This window comes from Sphingobacterium thalpophilum, assembly GCF_038396785.1.
GTDB lineage: Bacteria > Bacteroidota > Bacteroidia > Sphingobacteriales > Sphingobacteriaceae > Sphingobacterium > Sphingobacterium thalpophilum_A.
The window spans coordinates 4,954,453-4,973,756 of record NZ_CP151087.1; the positions used below are offsets into that span (position 1 = coordinate 4,954,453).

The 19,304-nt window shown below is 37.8% G+C and carries 16 protein-coding genes; 9 read left to right on the forward strand and 7 right to left on the reverse strand.

Features of this window, described 5'->3' with window-relative positions; translation table 11 throughout:
• Positions 1 to 81 precede the first annotated feature (81 nt).
• The 4 genes from AACH28_RS21885 to gpmI form a co-directional block, all read right to left on the reverse strand.
• A complete protein-coding gene (locus tag AACH28_RS21885) occupies positions 82 to 2,376 on the reverse strand; it encodes a TonB-dependent receptor (protein WP_341831491.1) in 2,295 nt (764 codons plus the stop codon).
• Positions 2,377 to 2,539: 163 nt separating this feature from the next.
• On the reverse strand, positions 2,540 to 2,854 hold the full coding sequence (locus AACH28_RS21890) for a hypothetical protein (RefSeq protein WP_157626199.1): 315 nt from the start codon (positions 2,852 to 2,854) through the stop codon (positions 2,540 to 2,542).
• Between the two features lie 213 nt (positions 2,855 to 3,067).
• A complete protein-coding gene (locus tag AACH28_RS21895) occupies positions 3,068 to 3,655 on the reverse strand; it encodes a hypothetical protein (RefSeq protein ID WP_286775110.1) in 588 nt (195 codons plus the stop codon).
• Complete coding sequence (gpmI, locus tag AACH28_RS21900; RefSeq protein WP_286775111.1) at positions 3,636 to 5,168, reverse strand: 2,3-bisphosphoglycerate-independent phosphoglycerate mutase; 1,533 nt, start codon at positions 5,166 to 5,168, stop codon at positions 3,636 to 3,638. Before gpmI ends, AACH28_RS21895 begins: the two co-directional genes overlap by 20 nt.
• Before the next feature lie 173 nt (positions 5,169 to 5,341).
• On the opposite strand from gpmI, the gene AACH28_RS21905 reads away from it, so the two are divergent.
• From AACH28_RS21905 to AACH28_RS21920, 4 genes are all read left to right on the forward strand, one after another.
• Complete coding sequence (locus AACH28_RS21905; protein WP_312905355.1) at positions 5,342 to 5,800, forward strand: DUF4783 domain-containing protein; 459 nt, start codon at positions 5,342 to 5,344, stop codon at positions 5,798 to 5,800.
• 76 nt (positions 5,801 to 5,876) lie between these two features.
• Positions 5,877 to 6,734, forward strand: coding sequence for a carboxylating nicotinate-nucleotide diphosphorylase (gene nadC / locus AACH28_RS21910; RefSeq protein ID WP_313262712.1), 858 nt, complete (start codon positions 5,877 to 5,879; stop codon positions 6,732 to 6,734).
• A gap of 15 nt (positions 6,735 to 6,749) precedes the next feature.
• The gene (plsY, locus tag AACH28_RS21915; RefSeq protein WP_046674998.1) at positions 6,750 to 7,400 is read left to right on the forward strand and encodes a glycerol-3-phosphate 1-O-acyltransferase PlsY; all 651 of its coding nucleotides are present in this window, start codon (positions 6,750 to 6,752) and stop codon (positions 7,398 to 7,400) included.
• A gap of 125 nt (positions 7,401 to 7,525) precedes the next feature.
• The gene (locus AACH28_RS21920; RefSeq protein ID WP_088162617.1) at positions 7,526 to 8,338 is read left to right on the forward strand and encodes a M48 family metallopeptidase; all 813 of its coding nucleotides are present in this window, start codon (positions 7,526 to 7,528) and stop codon (positions 8,336 to 8,338) included.
• Positions 8,339 to 8,417: 79 nt separating this feature from the next.
• On the opposite strand, the gene AACH28_RS21925 is transcribed toward AACH28_RS21920, so the two are convergent.
• Positions 8,418 to 8,894, reverse strand: a complete 477-nt coding sequence (locus tag AACH28_RS21925; RefSeq protein ID WP_046675000.1) for a hypothetical protein — start codon at positions 8,892 to 8,894, stop codon at positions 8,418 to 8,420.
• Positions 8,895 to 9,357: 463 nt separating this feature from the next.
• Here AACH28_RS21925 and AACH28_RS21930 point away from each other — a divergent pair, with 463 nt between their 5' ends.
• From AACH28_RS21930 to AACH28_RS21950, 5 genes are all read left to right on the forward strand, one after another.
• A complete protein-coding gene (locus AACH28_RS21930; protein WP_341831492.1) occupies positions 9,358 to 12,609 on the forward strand; it encodes a carboxypeptidase regulatory-like domain-containing protein in 3,252 nt (1,083 codons plus the stop codon).
• 300 nt (positions 12,610 to 12,909) lie between these two features.
• Positions 12,910 to 14,085, forward strand: coding sequence for an IS4 family transposase (locus tag AACH28_RS21935; protein ID WP_103290968.1), 1,176 nt, complete (start codon positions 12,910 to 12,912; stop codon positions 14,083 to 14,085).
• Positions 14,086 to 14,751: 666 nt separating this feature from the next.
• Positions 14,752 to 15,978: an IS4 family transposase gene (locus tag AACH28_RS21940; RefSeq protein WP_073067027.1), complete on the forward strand. Its 1,227-nt coding sequence runs from the start codon at positions 14,752 to 14,754 to the stop codon at positions 15,976 to 15,978.
• Positions 15,979 to 16,447: 469 nt separating this feature from the next.
• The gene (locus AACH28_RS21945) at positions 16,448 to 16,837 is read left to right on the forward strand and encodes a helix-turn-helix transcriptional regulator (RefSeq protein WP_341831493.1); all 390 of its coding nucleotides are present in this window, start codon (positions 16,448 to 16,450) and stop codon (positions 16,835 to 16,837) included.
• A gap of 69 nt (positions 16,838 to 16,906) precedes the next feature.
• Positions 16,907 to 17,533 carry a hypothetical protein gene (locus AACH28_RS21950; protein ID WP_341831494.1) on the forward strand — a complete coding sequence of 209 codons (627 nt, stop codon included), beginning with the start codon at positions 16,907 to 16,909 and terminating at the stop codon, positions 17,531 to 17,533.
• A gap of 307 nt (positions 17,534 to 17,840) precedes the next feature.
• On the opposite strand, the gene AACH28_RS21955 is transcribed toward AACH28_RS21950, so the two are convergent.
• A complete protein-coding gene (locus tag AACH28_RS21955; RefSeq protein ID WP_341831495.1) occupies positions 17,841 to 19,052 on the reverse strand; it encodes a Shedu immune nuclease family protein in 1,212 nt (403 codons plus the stop codon).
• A gap of 12 nt (positions 19,053 to 19,064) precedes the next feature.
• Complete coding sequence (locus AACH28_RS21960) at positions 19,065 to 19,280, reverse strand: hypothetical protein (protein WP_341831496.1); 216 nt, start codon at positions 19,278 to 19,280, stop codon at positions 19,065 to 19,067.
• Between the last annotated feature and the right edge of the window lie 24 nt (positions 19,281 to 19,304).

The window sequence follows — 19,304 nt, forward strand, 5'->3', positions numbered from 1 at the left end:
GGGATCTTCAAGATCCCGCTTTTTTATTTTGCCGTGTACTAATCTTAATCGATCTCACGATCATTTATTATCAGGCTTAATTTACTTTATGCTCAATGGCAGATACACACCGAAGGTGATGTTTCTACCCATATTGTAGACACCAAAGCTCGTGTCTTCCTGTGAAAGACGTCCTGGGCGCAATCGGCTCAACGCATCGTAATAACGTTTGTTGGTCAAGTTTGAAGCTGCTGCAAATACTTTCAGTTGCTGCGATCCGAGATGTAATGTCGTACCGATTCCTGCGTTCAATAAAGTATACGAGTTTGCTGGCGTTTCGAAGGTTTCATCAATGCGGCTCTGTTTGGAATAATTGTCTAGCCCCACAGAAACGTAGAAAGCATTCAAACCGCTAATCTTGGGCTCAAGACGCAATGTATTGTGTACAACACCAGCTGGAATCAATGCCAAGGGTCTGTTAAAGGTATTGTTCTGTGCATGGGTATAGCTAAATGTATTATCCAGGTGTATCCAGTTTAACAAATGAAAATTCAGGCTTCCTTCGACACCGTAAAGATTGGCGTTTACCTGGCCATAGCGATATACGTCGTAGGTATGAGAATCGCCATCTTCACCCACAACGGTTTTCGTGTCGCCTTTTGTTGTTGAGGCATAGATAAAATTGTGGATATAGTTTTCATAGATTCCGATACTTCCGGTAACGATGCTATGTCCAAACTCGAGGGTTGCATCCGCTTGGTAACTTCGTTCAGGTTGCAGGTTTTCATTACCAACTTCATAGCGGTACGTTCCTTCGTGTACACCGTTGGAACCTAATTCTGCCGGATTAGGAGCTCTAAAAGCCGAACCGGCATTTGCTTTAAAATTGAGGTCTTCGCTGAAAATATGGGTATATCCAAGTGCTCCACTAACATTGCTGAAACTATTTTTAAAACCAGCGAACTGCTCTTCGTTTTCAATAAAGAGTTGCTTGCCTTTGTTATTGACGTAGTCATAGCGTAATCCAACGTTAAAGGTATTTTCGCCCCAGGTTTTCTTTGCATAGCCAAAAGCGCCCAATTCCAACTGATCATAGGCCGGAATTAAGAATTCAACGCCTTTATTTAAACTGTGTTCCTGGCTAGCACTAATGCCAAATACATGTTGCCAGCCATTTTTTTCACTTAAAGAATATTTTGCGTCAAGTGAATACGTATTCAGGTCAAAGAATAAGGAAGGTGTTGCTTCTTCAAGCTCCCGACGTTGATTTTTTTGATAGCCCAAATCAAGTTTTAAACTACCAGAACCGATGATAAAGTTATTGTTAAGGGCCAGTTTGTAATGGCGGATGTCCTGCTTGGGGAAATCCAAAGTACGGCTTTTTGAGTTTATGTAAAGCGGGTCACCAGGTTCGGCGTCGTAAAAGCCGATATTATTTTTCAGGTATGAAAAATTCAGATGAGAGTAGCCCCATTGTTTGTTTAGCCCGAGCATACCGCTGAAATTACTGGTATTAAAACCACTATTGCCATATCGGCCTGCGGGTGTATTATAAGAATATGCATTTTGATAAGAACCACGCCCACGCCATACGAAGCCATTTTCATTACCGGTAAGCATAACCGAACTATTGGTTAGTCCGTTGTTGGTGGAGTAGCTGCTCAATACTTCACCTTTAATTTGCCCAGCTGTAGGAACATTTGGTTCAAGCACATTGATTACACCGCCAATAGCATCAGATCCGTACATCAAAGAGGCTGCACCACGTAGGACCTCCACACGATCCGGTTGATTTTGGTCGATTTCAATACCATGTTCGTCTCCCCATTGCTGTCCCATCTGTTTGACACCATCACTTACCGTGACGACACGATTATAGCCAAGACCCCGTATAACAGGTTTTGAAATGCCTTGTCCCGTTGTGATCTGGCTTAGTCCGGGAACTTGTCGGGCAAGCGCATCAATAAAATTCGTCGCATTTCCCTGTAATTCATCTTTGGAGATTACAGCAACCGAGGTACTGTTGCGCCGGCTCTGTGAAGTGACCAATGTACCTGTAACGACGACTTCATTGGTTTCAATAATACTTTCGGTTAGGGCGAAATCAAGGGAAAGATTTTCTGAAGTTAAATCGACGGTCTTGACAACGGACTGATAGCCCAAGAAACGGACTTCAACCAGATAGCGTCCACTTGAAGGAAGTGATTTAAAGCTATAATGACCTTGCTGGTCTGATGCGGTGCTCGAACGAAGCTGTTGCAGTGATATTGTTGCACCGGCAATGGGTAGATTCGTTTTTGCATCCGTTACTTTACCGCTGATTGTTGCGGCAAGGGCCGGAAATATGGAGAAATAGGAGACAAGCATAAAAATGCAGCCTATAATTTTAAGTTTCATCTGTACGAATAATTTTTACGTATATATAACATCAAGGATAATAGCAACCCAATAACTCATCGTATGAATTCTTGAGATTGTCTAGTTCTAAAAACTTTTATGAAGTTGTTTGTCGCAATAATGAGAAGAATATAGGAGTGACATTATTGGACTTATGTAAAAACTAAGCGATGGGGGGACCACGGTTGCCAGAAAGCAGTGATCGAATAATTTGATCTCCCGTGATAAACAGGCCAAATTCAACTTGCTGCGTCGGGAGTATTAATTCGCGTAGCGTAAAATGAAAAACAATTTGTGGATGTGAATTTTGGTCACAGATGGAACACTTCGGATGGTCTGCATGGTGTTTTTTTGCAGGACTGTCTACGATACTGAGTGCAGTTTGCGGATGCGCATGGGTATACACAATGAACTGACCAATTAAGAAGGTCATTAAGAGCATGAATGCTGCAAATTTGTTCAATGAGATATCTTTCACGCTGAAATCACTACGTTTAAACCCATTTATCCGTTGAGTTATTTTGTTAATCTGGTCAAAGATAAGGAAAATAAAATATAAAGCAATTGTGTTGCATTTATTATTGTTGTGACATTGTATAAATGTCCGCTTAAAAGATAAGCTGAATTTACAGAAAAGCCATCAAAAATGGATGCTATTCTTGAGGGCTGTGTATGGTGCTGATCAGGCTGTCTATTTTTTGGAAGGAATAAACTTGCCTTCAATTTCGTATTGATTGGCATCCAAACCTTGGACATCCTGCAGTTTGACAATTCGATACAGCGAGTCGCTGTAATAGTCTAATTTTTCTTGACTATCGTATAAGGTATTTGTTATCTTTTTATCGATATGGATGTGTTTTACCTTTTCGTTTTTGTCAAACTCGATACGCAGTTTCTGTATCTGCAGTTCTTTCTTTTTAGCTGTAAATTCTGTCACACAGTCTACAGCTTTGACTTCATACAGTGATGGGTCGAAGTTTTTGCTGATATCGGCAGACTGAAAAGCGGAGAGTTCATTTTTCCAGTTGCCAATTTTCAGTTCCTTTTGTTCTTTTTCCCCGTCTTTGCTGACAGATTTCAGAACTGCGGGATTGAGCTGCTGCAGACGATTAACCTCGGCAGTAAAGAATGAATCAACAGAAAATATGTCTGAAGATTTTTGAGGACCTTTTGAAGAGGAGGGAGATTCACAGCTCCAAAAAAGCAGTGCACTGCCCAGAAAAAGGGAAAGTGCTCTGCCACTATTTATAAGTAAATTATTATTCTGATACCAATACATTTCCTGTCATTTCAACGGGGATATTGACGCCTAAAAGTTGTAAGACGGTTGGGGCAATATCACCTAATTTACCATCTGCTATTTTCTTATACTGATCGTCAATTAAGATACACGGAACCAAATTGGTTGTATGTGCCGTATTTGGCGATCCATCTTCATTGACCATAAACTCGGAGTTACCATGATCGGCCAAAATAATAAAGGAGTAACCATTTTTAAGGCCTGTTTCAACAACCGTTTTTGTACATTGATCAACAGTTTCTACCGCTTTTATGACAGCGTCAAAAACACCGGTGTGACCAACCATGTCTGGATTCGCAAAATTCAGGCAGATAAAATCAGGTTGAAGTGTTTCCATATCGTTGACGATAGCTTCTGTAATTCCTTTAGCAGACATCTCTGGCTGAAGATCGTAAGTCGCTACTTTTGGTGATGGAACTAGCAAGCGGTTTTCACCTTCAAACTGTTGTTCACGACCTCCTGAAAAGAAAAATGTCACGTGCGGATATTTCTCTGTTTCGGCAATACGCGTTTGTGTTTTATGGTTTGCTTCTAACACTTCACCCAAGGTATTGGTCAAGTTATCTTTTTGGAAAACGACTCTGACATTTTGGAATGTTTCATCGTAAGATGTCATTGTCACATAATATAGATCTAATGGTTGTAGATCATATTCTGGAAATGCCTTTTGTGTCAACGCAATTGTAATCTCGCGGCCACGATCTGTTCTGAAGTTGTAACAGAATACAACATCACCTTCTTGGATTGTTGCCACTGGCGCGCCGTTTGCATCTACCAATGCAATTGGTTTCACAAATTCATCGGTTACACCTTCGTCGTATGATTTTTGGATCGATGCAACAAGGTCATTGGATTTTTCACCTTCCGCTTTGACTAAAAGATCGTATGCTAATTTTACACGTTCCCATCTGTTGTCGCGGTCCATTGCATAATATCGGCCTATTGCAGAGGCAAAAGTACCTGTTGTCGTCTTTAAATAGTCTTGTAAGTCTCTAACATAACCAATGCCGGAGTTTGGATCCGTATCACGGCCATCTAAAAATGCATGTATAAAAACTTGGTCGCTTGTCAAGCCGGCCTGTTTTGCAGCATCACATAAGCCTTTTAAGTGCTTTGTATGTGCGTGTACACCACCATCGGAAAGTAATCCGATAAAGTGTACCTTTTTGTTATTTTCTAATGCATATTTAAATGCGTCTTGAATAATAGGATCCGAATTGAATACACCGTCGTTGACAGCTTTGTGAATACGACCCAATTCTTGGTAGACGATTCTTCCGGCACCAAGATTCATGTGACCAACCTCCGAGTTACCCATTTGTCCAGCAGGTAAGCCTACAGCTTCACCCGAAGCCTCTAAGCTCGAGTTTGGATAAGCTTCTAATAAATGATCTAAAAATGGGGTGTTTGCAGCTTCAACTGCATTTGATTTATCATGTTTTCCATATCCTAGTCCGTCTAGGATCATGAGTGCAACTTTTTTCTTATTCATCGTATAACAAAGATAATCTTAATTTTAGAATCTATCAACGCATCTTAAAAAGTTCCCTTGTTAATCCCTAATAATTTTATAGGTTTGTGGCATAATTTATGTTTGGTTAAAAAACGGAGCTACCTAATGATTGATATGGATGATAGAAGCTGTTCTATAATATGTTGAGCTATATGAAATTTTTAAGCTATTGCGCATTTATACTTATTAATAGTCTTTTTGTACACACTGCGGCCTTCGGGCATTATTTAAGAGAAGTGAATACAGCGGTAAATGTAGCTTTGCCAGGTGATGATGATTCTTTAGGAAGTATTTCAGAGGAACTGAAATCATATTTGAAAGAAGGTAATGCAAAAAATATGGCCAAGTATTTCGGTTCAAACTTAACCTTATCTATTTTGGGGGAGAATGGCGTCTACACAAAGTATCAGTCAGAAATCATGTTGGCGGCATTTTTTAATCAGCATAAACCCAAGACTGTTAAATTGACGCAAGCAAACAATGCGAACAATGGCTATCAATATTTTACATTTACATTAGCTACAGAACAAACAAACTATCGTGTCTTTATTAAGATCGGCGTAGGAAATAATAACCATTCGATTGAAGAGCTAAGAATCGACAAAAATTAAAGCTAGCGATGCTTTTTTTATAAATCTATTTTTCGATTAAAAAATTATTCCACATCTTAGCCCAATAAATAGTATTATGGAGAAGGAAATCAAGGACTTTTTGGCCCATTTTGTAAAACAGGCTGTCGCGGAGGATTTGGGCGATGGAGATCATACCTCACTTTCTACGATTGAAACTGGGGCACAAGGGGAAGCCAAATTGATTGTTAAGGATAATGGTATTTTGGCCGGGGTTGAAGTGGCGCAGGCGATTATTGCCTATATTGACGATACGTTGACCTGCGAGGTGTTTATCCACGATGGAATTCAGGTTAAAGTAGGTGATATTGCTTTTTATGTGAGGGGAAATATCCAAAGTATTTTGCTGGCAGAGCGTTTGGTGCTGAATGTCATGCAGCGTATGAGTGGCATAGCGACAACTACCCGAAAATACGTAGACCTTCTCAAAGGTACAGATACGAAAGTTTTGGATACCCGGAAAACCACACCCTTATTGCGTGTATTGGAGAAAGAAGCCGTTCGTATAGGAGGCGGGACTAACCACCGTTTTGGTCTATTTGATATGATTTTAATTAAGGACAATCATGTGGACTATAGTGGCGGTATTGTACCGGCTCTAAAGCGCGCAAATGATTACAGAAAAAGCCTAAATAAACCGATAGAAATAGAAATTGAAGTCCGAAATTTTGCGGAGCTTGATGAAGTTCTTAACTTTGGCGAAGTGGACCGGATCATGTTAGATAATTTTTCACCGCAAGATGTAGCCAAAGCTGTTCAGCTAATTGACCATCGATTCAAGACAGAGGCCTCTGGGGGAATAACTTTCGACACGATCCGATCGTATGCGGAGGCCGGGGTAGATTATATTTCAGTAGGCGCTTTGACACATAGTGTAAAGAGCTTGGATCTTAGTCTGAAAGCCAAATTAATATAAGAACTGATTTAATTAATGATATCGATTTATTTAGTAACTGCAGTATTACTAGCTTATTTGTTTGGGTCCATACCTACAGCAGTATGGTTGGGACAGGCATTTTATGGGGTAGATGTTCGTGAGTATGGTAGCGGTAATGCTGGGGCGACTAACACCTTTCGCGTATTGGGTCCTAAAGCGGGGTCGATCGTGATGTTTGTAGATATATTTAAAGGCTGGACAGCAACAAACCTCGCTTATTTAATCGAATTGGGGCAAAATACGAGCGATGTCCAATTTGTCAACTTTCAGTTGGCCTTAGGCGTTATTGCGGTATTAGGGCATTTATTTCCTGTATTCGCCGGATTTAGAGGCGGAAAAGGGGTGGCAACACTTTGCGGGATGATTCTCGCGATCCATACACCGGCTGCATTGGTCTGTGTTTCTGTATTTATCATTATCCTGCTGACCACACATTATGTTTCATTGGGATCCATTTCAGCGGGATTTGCATTTCCCTTTAGTTTGGCCTTTATTTTTAAAACAACCATACCCTCTGTGCTGCTTTACGGCATAGCCATCTGTATTCTGTTGTTAATTACCCACCAAAAGAATATTGAGCGCCTGTTAAAGGGGCACGAATCCAAGATTTATCTCTTCAAGAAAAAGGCTAAGGAAAAAGAATAGGCACAATAATTGTATTTGCTAAGTACGATTTAATAATTATTGTGAAATATCCATGTGGGAAGAGCGGAAACGCGATTATCTTTCGCTTTGAAACTCCATATGGCCCTTGAAATAAAATATAAACTATGAACGGAATGTTTAAGTATTCAGCTATGGTATTAGCGTGTGTAACACTGGCATCGGGGTTGTCAGGTTGTGCAACTTCAGCTGTTACCGGGAAAAAATATTTGAAATTAGTGAGTGCTGATCAGGTTAACCAGCAAGCAGCATTGGCTTATAAAGATTTTTTATCGAAGAATGGTGCTAAAGTGGTCACTGGAACTGCGGATGCGGCGATGGTAAAACGTGTTGGTAACAAGTTGGCAACAGCGGTTAATCAGTATTTGCAGAGTACAGGTCGCGCAAATCAATTTAACTTCAATTGGGAATTTAATTTGGTGAAGAGTGATGACGTGAATGCCTGGTGTATGCCTGGGGGTAAAGTTGCGGTATATACTGGAATATTACCAGTAACACGTACGGAAGCAGGTTTGGCAACCGTGATGGGACACGAGATCGCACATGCTATTGAAGAACATTCTGTGGCTCAGGCTTCGAATCAGATAGCGCTGCAATTGGGTGGACAGATTTTAGGTTCAGCTGCAGGCGTATCTGGAAACAGTACGCTTGGTGTTTTTAACAATCTTTATGGATTAGGAGGCAACTTGGCGCAACTGAAATTTTCGCGAAGCGACGAATCTGATGCGGATGCAGCAGGTTTGATCATTATGGCTTTGGCGGGTTACAATCCCAATGAAGCTGTAGATTTCTGGAAGCGTATGGCATCGGGTAGTCAAAAAGGGCAGCCAGAGTTTTTGAGTACCCACCCGAGTGATGAGCGACGGATTGCGGATATTCAGAAATTGATTCCAAACGCAATGAAATATTATAAAAAATAAGGAGTCAATACGATAAAAAAAGCGGAGTATCCAAATGAATGAGATACTCCGCTTTTTTTTTACTTTATTTATGGCTGTATTATACCCCAGCAAAAGCGTCACTGATTCCGAGTACGACTCCAACGACCAATCCCATAAAATTGAACGCAATGGTAATAATGACCATGATTCCAATAAATTTATAGTGTTTTTTGAGCGCATCTAAGCATAATTCCAATTGGATGCTGTCACGGTTTGCTATTGCTTTTTTTGCTTTGGATCCAAAATTATACAGGAAATAGATGGGAAGGCAGAAGAAAGCAAGAAATAAAAGATAAAGTACACCAAAGGTGGATAAAGCTCCTGCTGTTACATATTCGTCGGCACCGAGTGATAATGCACTGGCACCGAAGATCAGGCTGACCATGGTTATGGCAGAAATGCCGATGAAAATAAAACAGACAATGGCCAGAAAGTTGGCCCATTTGGCCGCTGAAGCCAAGAAGGAGAGTCCTGCTGGAGACAGTTTAATGTCTGCAGGTTCTTGAAAAGAAGAATTTTGAATACCGTCTTCCATGAAGCATAAATTAATAGGTGTGCGAATTTCTGAAAAGTTCTCGGTTTTTGAAACATTTTTTATAGAAACCATCAGGCCTATAGAATCGTTTAGATTTTTGGTCAGAATAGGTTACAGTGGCTCAAATTTGACAAGGAACTGAGTTATTTAATAAAATTCTCGATTGACTGGAAATTAGCTAATTTTTTTTTAAAACTTAAATCTCAATTGGAAGAATGTTGTTACAAAAGAATTTTAGCGATTTGATGTGGAAAACTATTTTAAGTAGGTCCGTATGAGGGGATATGCTGGTTTAAAACATGTTATAACGTTTTTTTCGCTAATAAATTGTATGTTAATATAGTAATTTAGGACTGTATTTCATGAAGTATGTGTGGTTTAGTGTGTTAAGTTTATATTAAGTCCTTTGTAATTTAAAATCTCTTAGTAATTTTGCTTAACATTTTTTAACAAATCACATTATATGAAAAGATCTTTACTCTTTTTCGCTCTTGTTATGGCCAGCTATGGTGCTGTACAAGCTCAGGTTACGACAAGTAGCGTTACAGGTATTGTAAAAGAAGCAAACGGCAGTGTAACTTCGGGAGCAACAATCAAAGCTACACACGTTCCATCGGGAACAGTTTACTCTGGTTCTTCAAATTCAGCAGGTCGTTTTAACCTACCAGCGATGCGTGTTGGCGGACCTTACAGAATAGAGGTAACTTATGTTGGACAAAATCCGATTGTTTATAATGATGTTTATATACAATTAGGTCAGCCCTATGTTCTGAATAGTACTTTTGGCAGTAGTGAGACCGTATTGGATGAGGTCACTGTAACTAGAACAGGTGGGTCTAAAAATTTAAAGACTGGTGCTGAAACTTCGATTTCGAGAAAGCAGATGGAAAATTTACCTACTGTTTCTCGTTCGATTGAAGATTTTACTCGTTTGACGCCACAAGCCGATGTGAAAGGGCAGTCTGTCTCCATTGGCGGTATGAACAATAGATTCAATCAATTTACTATCGACGGAGCTGTTACCAATGATGTATTTGGTCTTAATGCAAATGGTTTAAACGGTGGTGGTAGTGGTACGAATCCGATATCTTTGGATGCGATCGAGCAGATGTCTGTTCAAGTGGCACCGTTTGATGTGCGCTCCAGTGGCTTTGCTGGAGGCGGTATTTCAGCAGTAACTAAATCAGGTACAAATCAATTTCAGGGATCAGTTTATCATTATTTTAGAAATCAGGATTTTACTGGTAAAACCCCAAAATCTTTGGTCAAAGATGGTGAGGAAAGAACTAAATTGGCAAACTTTTCAGAAAAAACATACGGCGTACGCTTAGGAGGACCTATTGTTAAGGATAAGTTGTTTTTCTTTGTAAATTACGAACATACGAAAAATAATACACCAGAAAATTATCCTGTAGGATCATCAAGCTCAAATTTATTAGAAGCTGATGCTCAACGTATTTATGACATCGCATTAAATAAATATAAATATGATGCAGGTTCTTACACTGATCTTGCAGATGAAAATACATCCAATAAAGTGATGACACGCTTGGACTGGAATATTAATGAAAAGAACAAACTTTCGTTGAGATACAATTATGTAGATGGTGTCGATATGGGTAATACGCGTACACAATCTTCATTAACTTTTGGTAATGGTGCTATCTTAAAAGATTTTAAGTCAAATACTTTGACGTTGGAGTTAAGTAGCCGTATTAACAATTCATTGGCAAATAGCTTTATTGCTGGTTATTCGAGAGTGAGGGACGCTAGGAGCTATAAAGGCCAGTTGTTTCCAAATGTTAGAATAAATGTACCAAGACAAATGGAGGTTAATGGAAAATTAACAACCGTGACAGGTACATACTATTTAGGTGTAGATCCTTATAGTAATATCAATCAATTGGACCAGGATGTTTATACTTTATCGAATAACTTGACTTGGTATAAAGGACTGCATACATTAACTTTCGGTACGCATAATGAATTTTATAAAATGTATAATGCATATACACAAAATTCAAATGGTGCCTTTGTTTTTAGTGATTCTAAAGCTGGAGATATTAACCCTGCTACAGGAAAAGCCTATACAGCAATTGAGAACTTTGAGAGAGGTTTGGCAAATAGCATGAACTATAGCTATAGCAATACAGATGATCCTCGCCAAGGAGCCAAATTTGATGCTGTTCAGTTAGGTTTTTATGCTCAAGATGAGTTTCAAATGCAGGATAATTTAAAAATAACTGCTGGCGTTCGAGTGGATATTCCAATTTATTTGGATAAACCGATGGAAAATACTGATTTTAATAATTCAATATTAGCAAAACAGTATAACGTCCAAACCAATCGTATGCCTAGTGCGCCTTTAATGTTCTCACCTCGTATTGGGTTCAACTGGGATGTAAATAGAGATCGTTCGACTGTCGTAAGGGGAGGAATGGGAATATTTACATCTAGAGTTCCATTTGTTTGGGCAGCGGGTGCATTTACCCAAAGTGGGGCATTACTTGGCGGTAATAGTCTTGGTAATGGTACTGATGCAAATGTGCCGTTTATAAGTGATGTTAACAATTTGCCAAAGTATTCGGGCACAGTTACACCATCTGGAAACATTACAGTACTTGATAAGAATCTGAAATTGCCTCAAATTGCACGTTTCTCTGGTGGAGTGGATCAAGTACTACCATATGGAGTTAAAGGAACTTTAGAATTTATTTATTCTAAAAACTTAAGTGCATTTAATTTTAGAGATTTAAATCTCGAGAGGCCAATTGGTACGTTAGAGGGGGCAGATAATCGATTAGTTTATGATGCAAATAACAATAACCGCCGAGTTCTCGATAATTATACAGAGGTTATTTACGTTAATAATGTTAACAAAGGTTACTCTTGGTCAACTACCGCATCACTATCAAAAAGCTTCTTGTTTGGCCTAGATGCATCTGTTGCGTATACTTATACCGCAGCTAAAGATTTAATTTCTGGTACATCGTCTCAGAACCAATCCAATTGGTATAGAGTTGCTTCTGTAAATGGTTCTAACAATGTAACCCTTGCTCACAATCCATTTAGTACTGGAAGTCGTGTAATCGGATTTTTATCATTCTCGAAAGAATATTTAAAACATTTAGGGACTTCTGTTTCTCTTGTATACACTGGACAATCTGGAGCTAGATTCTCCTATTTAGCTGGAGGTAACCTAACCGGCTATGCAACTTCATCTAGTAATCAGTTTAACTTAATGTATATCCCTAGGGATCAGTCCGAAATTACTTTTGTACAAAATGGCGATCAGACACCTCAACAACAATGGGAAGCTTTGAATGGATTTATTGAATCAAATGATTATTTGAAATCGAGAAGAGGACAATATGCGGAAAGAAATGGAGCTAGGTCGCCATTCTCTCATAAGTTTGATTTGAAAATTGTTCAAGATTTATTCACGAATATTGGAAATACCAAAAATAAACTTCAACTTTCAGTTGATATCATGAACGTTGGTAACTTGCTGAATGGAGATTGGGGTAAACAATATACTGGAGCAGGTAGTTTCTGGGATAATAGTTTTATACCTGTGACATTTGCTGGTTATGAGGGAACAACTAAAAAACCTACTTACAGATTATCAAATATAAATAACAATGTACCTTATTATGTGCAAGACATCTATTCAAGGTGGTCAGCACAAGTGGGAATTCGTTATATTTTCAACTAATCTGAAGAACATATCTTAAGAAGACCGTCCTAGATTCTAGGACGGTCTTTTTTGTTTCAGAATGAACAAAATGGGAGTCGCTTTTCTAGAGATCTATTATAGGATTTTCATAGCTCTTAACCCTCTTATTCTTATTTATATTGTATTACTAGAAAATTTATTACATTGAAAAAGAGATAAATAAATTGACGCCTTTATTATTTGTATTGAATTCACTTGCGTCCTAAACGTTTAAAAAGTGGCGGTGTTTGGATATAGCAAAGTTGCTATATTTAAATTGCAAAATTATAACACACCGCCATGATAAATTTAAATGTTTTTAGTCAGATTTTATCTCTTATCGACCGCGAATTATTCAAAGATTTGGTTTCAAAGCACAAAAGTGACAAACATCAGAAAGGGATCAACAGCTGGACGCATCTAGTCAGTATGCTTTTCTGTCATTTTTCCTCGGCAGATTCGGTTCGTGATATTAGTAACGGTCTACGCAGTACCACTGGTAATCTGAACCACTTAGGTGTAGTAAGAGCTCCAAGTAAGTCTAATATATCCTATATCAACACACACCGTACCCATGAACTTTTCAAAGATCTTTACTATTCTGTTTTGGATAGGCTTTGGCAAAAGGACACCCATTTTCGCAAAGATCTTGGTCAGCTAAAGCGTAAAGTATATCTGATGGATGCAAGCATCATCCCCTTATGTCTATCTGTATTTGACTGGGCAAAGTTTCGCAGCACCAAAGGTGCCGTAAAGCTGCACACTGTCTTGGATTATGATGGCTGCCTACCTGTTTTTATGCAGATTACCGATGGAAAAGTACATGAGAGCCAGCGAGCCGGTAGTTACAGTTTTTCCAAGGGAAGCGTGGTGGTAGTGGACCGTGGCTACGTGGATTACAGCTGGCTTGGGGATTTGGACAGCAGGGGGTGTTACTTCGTTACCAGGAGTAAAGTTAATATGAAGTACAAGGTTATCAAGTCCTATCAGAGTGAAGCACTCATGGAAAAGGGGATCCTTAAGGATGAGCTCATTGAGCTATCCGGTGCTGCCTGCAATAAATACAACGGCAAGCCGCTACGCCTAGTCCACTTTTGGGACAGCACCACTGGCAATGAGTACCACTTTTTGACCAATAATACGAAGTGGAAGGCTTCTTTGGTGGCAAACATCTATAAACAACGCTGGCATATCGAAGTCTTCTTCAAGCATCTAAAGCAGCGCTTAAAAGTATCGACATTCATAGGGACTTCTGAAAATGCAGTGATGATCCAGATCTGGACTTCACTCATTGGCATATTACTGTTAAAATACTTACAAAAAAAGGCCAAATATGACTGGAACCTGTCCAATCTGGTCGCATTCATCAGAATGAATATCTTCGTGAAAATAAACATCTGGCAATGGATAGATGATCCCTTTCTCAGGCCGCCTATAAAAGGAAAAAAGGGACAGCTAAAGATCTTCGCAGATTGAAAAATAGGGGTCAATATCGAAATGATGAAAAAAGCTATGCTTGTACCACAGAAATCGAATCCTAAAATTTATTTAGGACACATATGTATTGAATTCGTTTAGTCGTGTCCTTTGATCTCCGTTTATGGTATGTGTTATGTCTTTTCCGTTTCTAAAAAAAGAAGTTTTATAATAAGCTATCAAGCCGAGACTAAAGTTTTTATAAGGATATTCAACTAACAGACTTAGGTTATTAGTGCCCCCAATATCCCCTTGTGTAAAAGAAGGTTTTCTAAAGTTAGTCCGTAGATTCCAAAAACCTTCAGATTTGAGCTTTGATAAATATATAGTGTTTTGTAATTCAAAATAGAAGTTTTTTCGAAATCCAATTCCAGTATTTAAACCGATGTGTTTCATCGAAAATTTATAATAACTATCCAATCCAGTGGATTTATCAATAATAGGGAAATAGTGCTTTTCATAATTTAAATTAGTCGATAAGAATACCGTAAATTGTTTGCTCAGATAAAAATAATATCTTTTGAATCAACCATCCTGCTTCAAATAGACGTATTAACTGCCTGTATTTATTATAAAGAATCACTACTAACCGACAAAAAAATATAAGGAGCCATCTGTTCAGGTAGCTCCTTTTTTCATATTTTAGTTTTACTACACACTAAAAATATGAGCCATAAAAATACAGAAAAGAATTTAGTCGGTCAGCCAATTTTCAAACAAATATTGCAATTTATCCCCCGCAACAAGTTTGATTTATTGGTTAACAAGCATCAATCAGACCGATATTATAAAACATTTGATTCGTGGACGCATTTGATGACGATGCTTTTCGGCATATTCAGCCGATGCGATTCTATGGGTGAAATATGCGATGGGATGCAAGGTTTGGCAGGGAAACTCAATTATTTGGGAATGGAAAAATCTCCCGCCAAGAGCACGGCAGGCGATGGGCTTCGGGGCAGGGACAATGAATTTTTCAAGGATGTCTATTTTATGTTATTGGAACATTTCAAGTCCGTTTTGTCGGTCAGCCGTATTGATAATGTTTCTTTTGCCAAGCTTTTTATCTTCGATTCCAGTACCATACGCTTGTTTTCAGACATTATGAAAGGAGTAGGCAGAAACCCCAAGAACGAAGGAAAGAAAAAAGGCGGACTGAAAGTACACATGATGACAGATGCCCACAGCGATACGCCTGAATTTGTGAAAATCAGCGAAGCTAAACTGCACGACAAAAATTTTCTTCAGTATTTGAATCTGGCAGCCCACAGCATGATTGTTTTTGACAGAGCTTACAATCATTACCTGCAATTTGCCCATTGGACGGAGCAACAAGTCAATTTTGTGTGCAGATTGAAGAAAAATGCGGTATATCAAGTAGAGGAAGAACTCTTCAGACAAGAGTTGCAAGACGGAGAATCCGGTGTTTTGCTGGAAGAGCACGTTCATCTCATTTACAAAGAAGACAATAAGCAAAAGACTTTATGCCTCAGAAAAGTAAACTACAGGGATGATAAAGGGCGGATTTTTGAGTTTATCACCAATAATTTTGAAATCAGCCGGGAAGAAGTCGCTTTTTTGTACAAACTTCGTTGGAACATTGAACTATTGTTCAAAAAACTCAAACAAAACTTCCAGTTACATTATTTTTATTCCGAAACAGAAAACGGCATCAAAACCCAAATTTGGTGTACCCTGATTGCACAGCTACTGTTGCAAGTTCTACGTGTAAAATCAAAGAGCAAAAAGGCATTTTCTACCATTGCGGCACTCATCAGGATTCATTTAATCAGCCATCTGGAAATATTTTGGATGGTACAGAACAGCAGGAGAACTTACACGAAACAGAAAAAACGAAGAAAACCACCTTGGATACAGACAGAATTGTTCTGAAAAACAGAGAGGTGAGTTTTTGTATTCTTATAAAAACATATTGAAAAACAATGTTTTATGAAGGAATATTACTCATTTGTGTGTTTATCCGTTTGATAGTGATAAAGAATCAATGGAGATTCATAAGTTATCCAATAATTTCGACGGATAGCCAGTGTAAATATTTCAAATAATTCATCCTGTAGGTGAATAGGTGATGAAAACTCTTTGAATGTCTCTTTTAATACTATATACGGATTTAGTATTTCTTCATCTTTTAGTAGTGCGATGTAACTACTTTCATAATCTACATGATGCATAATCTTATGGATTTGTTGTAACCAAATGAACACAACATCATTCATGTACCGAACCAATAAAGCTTGTTTTACACCAATAATAAGTGGTATTTCACTAGAATTAACTTGTATTGTACCATCTGAATATCTTTCGTATATTGAGTGCTGAATAAATGTTAACTTTGGATATTATGAATACAACTAACACCACAAACCATATAGGAAGAAAAATCAGCCGTATCCGTGAACTGCGGGGAATGAAGCAGGAAGCTTTAGCGATTGAATTGGGCGTAAGTCAGCAGACGGTATCCAATATCGAAAAAAGTGCTGCTATCGAAGCTGATTTATTGGCACAAGTAGCAGAAATATTAGGTGTTACTCCGGAAGCGATTGAGAATTTTAGTGAAGAGGCTGTGTTCAATATTATTAATAACACTTTCCAAGACAGCAGTTCAAACAATAACAATTACTTGTGCACTATTAATCCACTGGATAAAATCATAGAATTGTACGAACGACTTTTGGAAGCGGAAAAATCTAAGGTAGAGTATTTGGAGAAATTAATGAAGGGTCGGCAATAGCCAAAAATCTCAAAAAGACATCTATTACCTTTGACGTTAAATAGAAAACCTAAATCCACTATTGATGATATGATAACGCAGGAAGATAATTCTTATTATAATGATTTAAGGCTGTTTTATGAACGACTAATTGTTTTGAGACATAATGCTTACTTCATGAATAACATGATGAATGCTACTCTCAAAAGTTACAGTGATGTATCTCCAGAACATTTAATATCAGCATCGGCGCTTGTTATAAGCGATATTACTGGAGTAACCGACAACGGTTGGGATATTAATTTTCATACAGGTATTTCGAAATCTGTATTCGCAAATGGATTTAATGATGAAGTGGCTAGGTTGATATCAGTTGAATGTTGTTATGTTTTAGCACAAAGTTTTGAAGCTTTAGAAAAGCTTTTCAAAAATTTTGTTTATGAAAAATGCAAATTAGACGATTTCTTTTCCGAAGAAATAAAAACGGAAAAGATTAATCCGCAAGATAGAGTTACCTACCCAGGAGGTGAATCACTTTTAAAGCTAATTCGTAAAGCGACCAAAGAAAATTTTAATAGTTATTCTGAATCCAATAATTACAGATTGAAGTTTTCTGTTTTTTGGAAGACAATCTCAGAGCTGAGACACGCTGTTACACACAGTCAAAATATTATAAAAAACGAAAGATATTTAAATCAAATGATTACACAAATTTAGCTAGGCATTTTGCATCATTCAATCCGATAAACGAAAATGAGTCCGAAATTTTATTAGATTACAAAAAAATTGATAGGCTTATAAAATCAATAGCCGAATTCGCATATCAAGTATTTAAGATTCTATCCATTGAGAGAGGTTTTGAATGGAAAATTACTTAAAATAATTATCTTCTTATTTGAGCACAGCCCTCCTAATTTCTTTTTCACCGCTCTTAAGCTCCAGATTCAACTCCACTTTCTTACTAAACTGCTTGCAGGTAGATATGGCCGACCGTAGTTTGTTGATGTCTTTTCGAAGTTGAAAATTAAAAAGGTAGGTCGTCATCGCTACTGTCGTGCATATTTTCCTCAACAGATTCAGCTCCGTCTTGATTAAGAAAATCGTAAAGGTATTTTAATTTTTCTAGCAGCTCTTTAAAGGTGATTATCTGTACATTTTTGCTATTACCGCGATAAAGATCGAAAGATTTTTGTTCCTCAGCAGTATTCACAGCATTTCCAGCGATTAAAACCCCTGTAACATGATATGTCTCTATAGACTGGCCTGTCATGCCAGAAGAAAGACTTAAGATGTTTTTTTGAAAATGATACATTTGATCGAGTACCTGATTAACAGAAGACGTCAGCTTATCCGAAGGGCCAAATACCCCGCTTCTATAAGTATTCTTTTTCAACAATTCCATAGAAGGTGTTTTGATTTCAATCAATGCAGCATTGCCTCCTATAGCGTTCTTTACCAAAAAATCTGTAATCTTATCTCCCTTACCCCTAAAATTTCGACCACCTACTGTAGCTTGACCTTGAACCAGCATGATTGGGACACCAAAGATCATATTTAAGATAAAAGGGTTTTGTTCAAATAACTTTTGCCATTGAGCTTCCGTTGTACTAACATTTAACATGTTGGTATACTTATCAATTAATTGTTTTAGCGAGACTAACTCAATCTCGTTTCGAAGCTTATATAATTCAAAAGGTTGCTCTCTGGCTATTTTAGAGCCATTTCTACGAATTACATCCATAGCATCTTTTTGCTCCCTTTTATTAGCACCATCAAAAAGAAATTTTCTTGCAGATCCAATCTGTTTTGTTATTTCTTTGGACATATTTTGATAAGTACTTTCGTGCTCTCCATTAATAGCTTGAACAATCCAACTTCCCACCGATTCACATTTTAAATTGTAAGACAGACGCTGAACCCTTTTTGTAAGACTGTCAATTCCATTACATATTTCACTTAAATCAACACGGTTAATTATCACTTTATGGTTCGAGATATCGAAAGCTGTTTTTTCAGAATATACGATGGTTAATTCGTTAATTTCAAAGTCCTCAAGGGACTTTACAATTGATCGATAATTCTTCTTAAATCCTAAACCAAAATTATAATTTTTTAAAAAAGAATTAGGCAATACTTCATCCAAGAAATCATTTAGGTCACCAGATTCGTAATCCGCCAATTGTGTCTCTTTCAGCTCAAAATTGATAACTCTCAATTTTAAATAACGATTTTTCATTGGTTCGATACCTCATACCTGATAAGGATAAAGTTTTAAGATATTATTCCTTTTATCTATTGTTATGACTGAACGCTTCCAGTCTCCTTCGAGATCATTTTGGATTGCTTCTTTAGGTGGTGTGAAAAATATCTGGTCTATACCTAATGATTCACTTGTCACTTTGGAAATTTCCCCAGGAATATCCCTTGCTTCAAATGAATATATTTTTTCTAAACTATTAATCATAATATAACATTTATTTTATCAACT

Bases quoted from the DNA above. Each gene is read 5' to 3' on its own strand.
- AACH28_RS21885 (WP_341831491.1), bottom strand. From the start codon at position 2,376: ATGAAACTTAAAATTATAGGCTGCATTTTTATGCTTGTCTCCTATTTC.
- AACH28_RS21895 (WP_286775110.1), bottom strand. From the start codon at position 3,655: ATGTATTGGTATCAGAATAATAATTTACTTATAAATAGTGGCAGAGCA.
- gpmI (WP_286775111.1), bottom strand. From the start codon at position 5,168: ATGAATAAGAAAAAAGTTGCACTCATGATCCTAGACGGACTAGGATAT.
- AACH28_RS21905 (WP_312905355.1), top strand. From the start codon at position 5,342: ATGAAATTTTTAAGCTATTGCGCATTTATACTTATTAATAGTCTTTTT.
- nadC (WP_313262712.1), top strand. From the start codon at position 5,877: ATGGAGAAGGAAATCAAGGACTTTTTGGCCCATTTTGTAAAACAGGCT.
- plsY (WP_046674998.1), top strand. From the start codon at position 6,750: ATGATATCGATTTATTTAGTAACTGCAGTATTACTAGCTTATTTGTTT.
- AACH28_RS21920 (WP_088162617.1), top strand. From the start codon at position 7,526: ATGAACGGAATGTTTAAGTATTCAGCTATGGTATTAGCGTGTGTAACA.
- AACH28_RS21925 (WP_046675000.1), bottom strand. From the start codon at position 8,894: ATGGAAGACGGTATTCAAAATTCTTCTTTTCAAGAACCTGCAGACATT.
- AACH28_RS21930 (WP_341831492.1), top strand. From the start codon at position 9,358: ATGAAAAGATCTTTACTCTTTTTCGCTCTTGTTATGGCCAGCTATGGT.
- AACH28_RS21935 (WP_103290968.1), top strand. From the start codon at position 12,910: ATGATAAATTTAAATGTTTTTAGTCAGATTTTATCTCTTATCGACCGC.
- AACH28_RS21940 (WP_073067027.1), top strand. From the start codon at position 14,752: ATGAGCCATAAAAATACAGAAAAGAATTTAGTCGGTCAGCCAATTTTC.
- AACH28_RS21945 (WP_341831493.1), top strand. From the start codon at position 16,448: ATGAATACAACTAACACCACAAACCATATAGGAAGAAAAATCAGCCGT.
- AACH28_RS21950 (WP_341831494.1), top strand. From the start codon at position 16,907: ATGATAACGCAGGAAGATAATTCTTATTATAATGATTTAAGGCTGTTT.
- AACH28_RS21955 (WP_341831495.1), bottom strand. From the start codon at position 19,052: ATGAAAAATCGTTATTTAAAATTGAGAGTTATCAATTTTGAGCTGAAA.
- AACH28_RS21960 (WP_341831496.1), bottom strand. From the start codon at position 19,280: ATGATTAATAGTTTAGAAAAAATATATTCATTTGAAGCAAGGGATATT.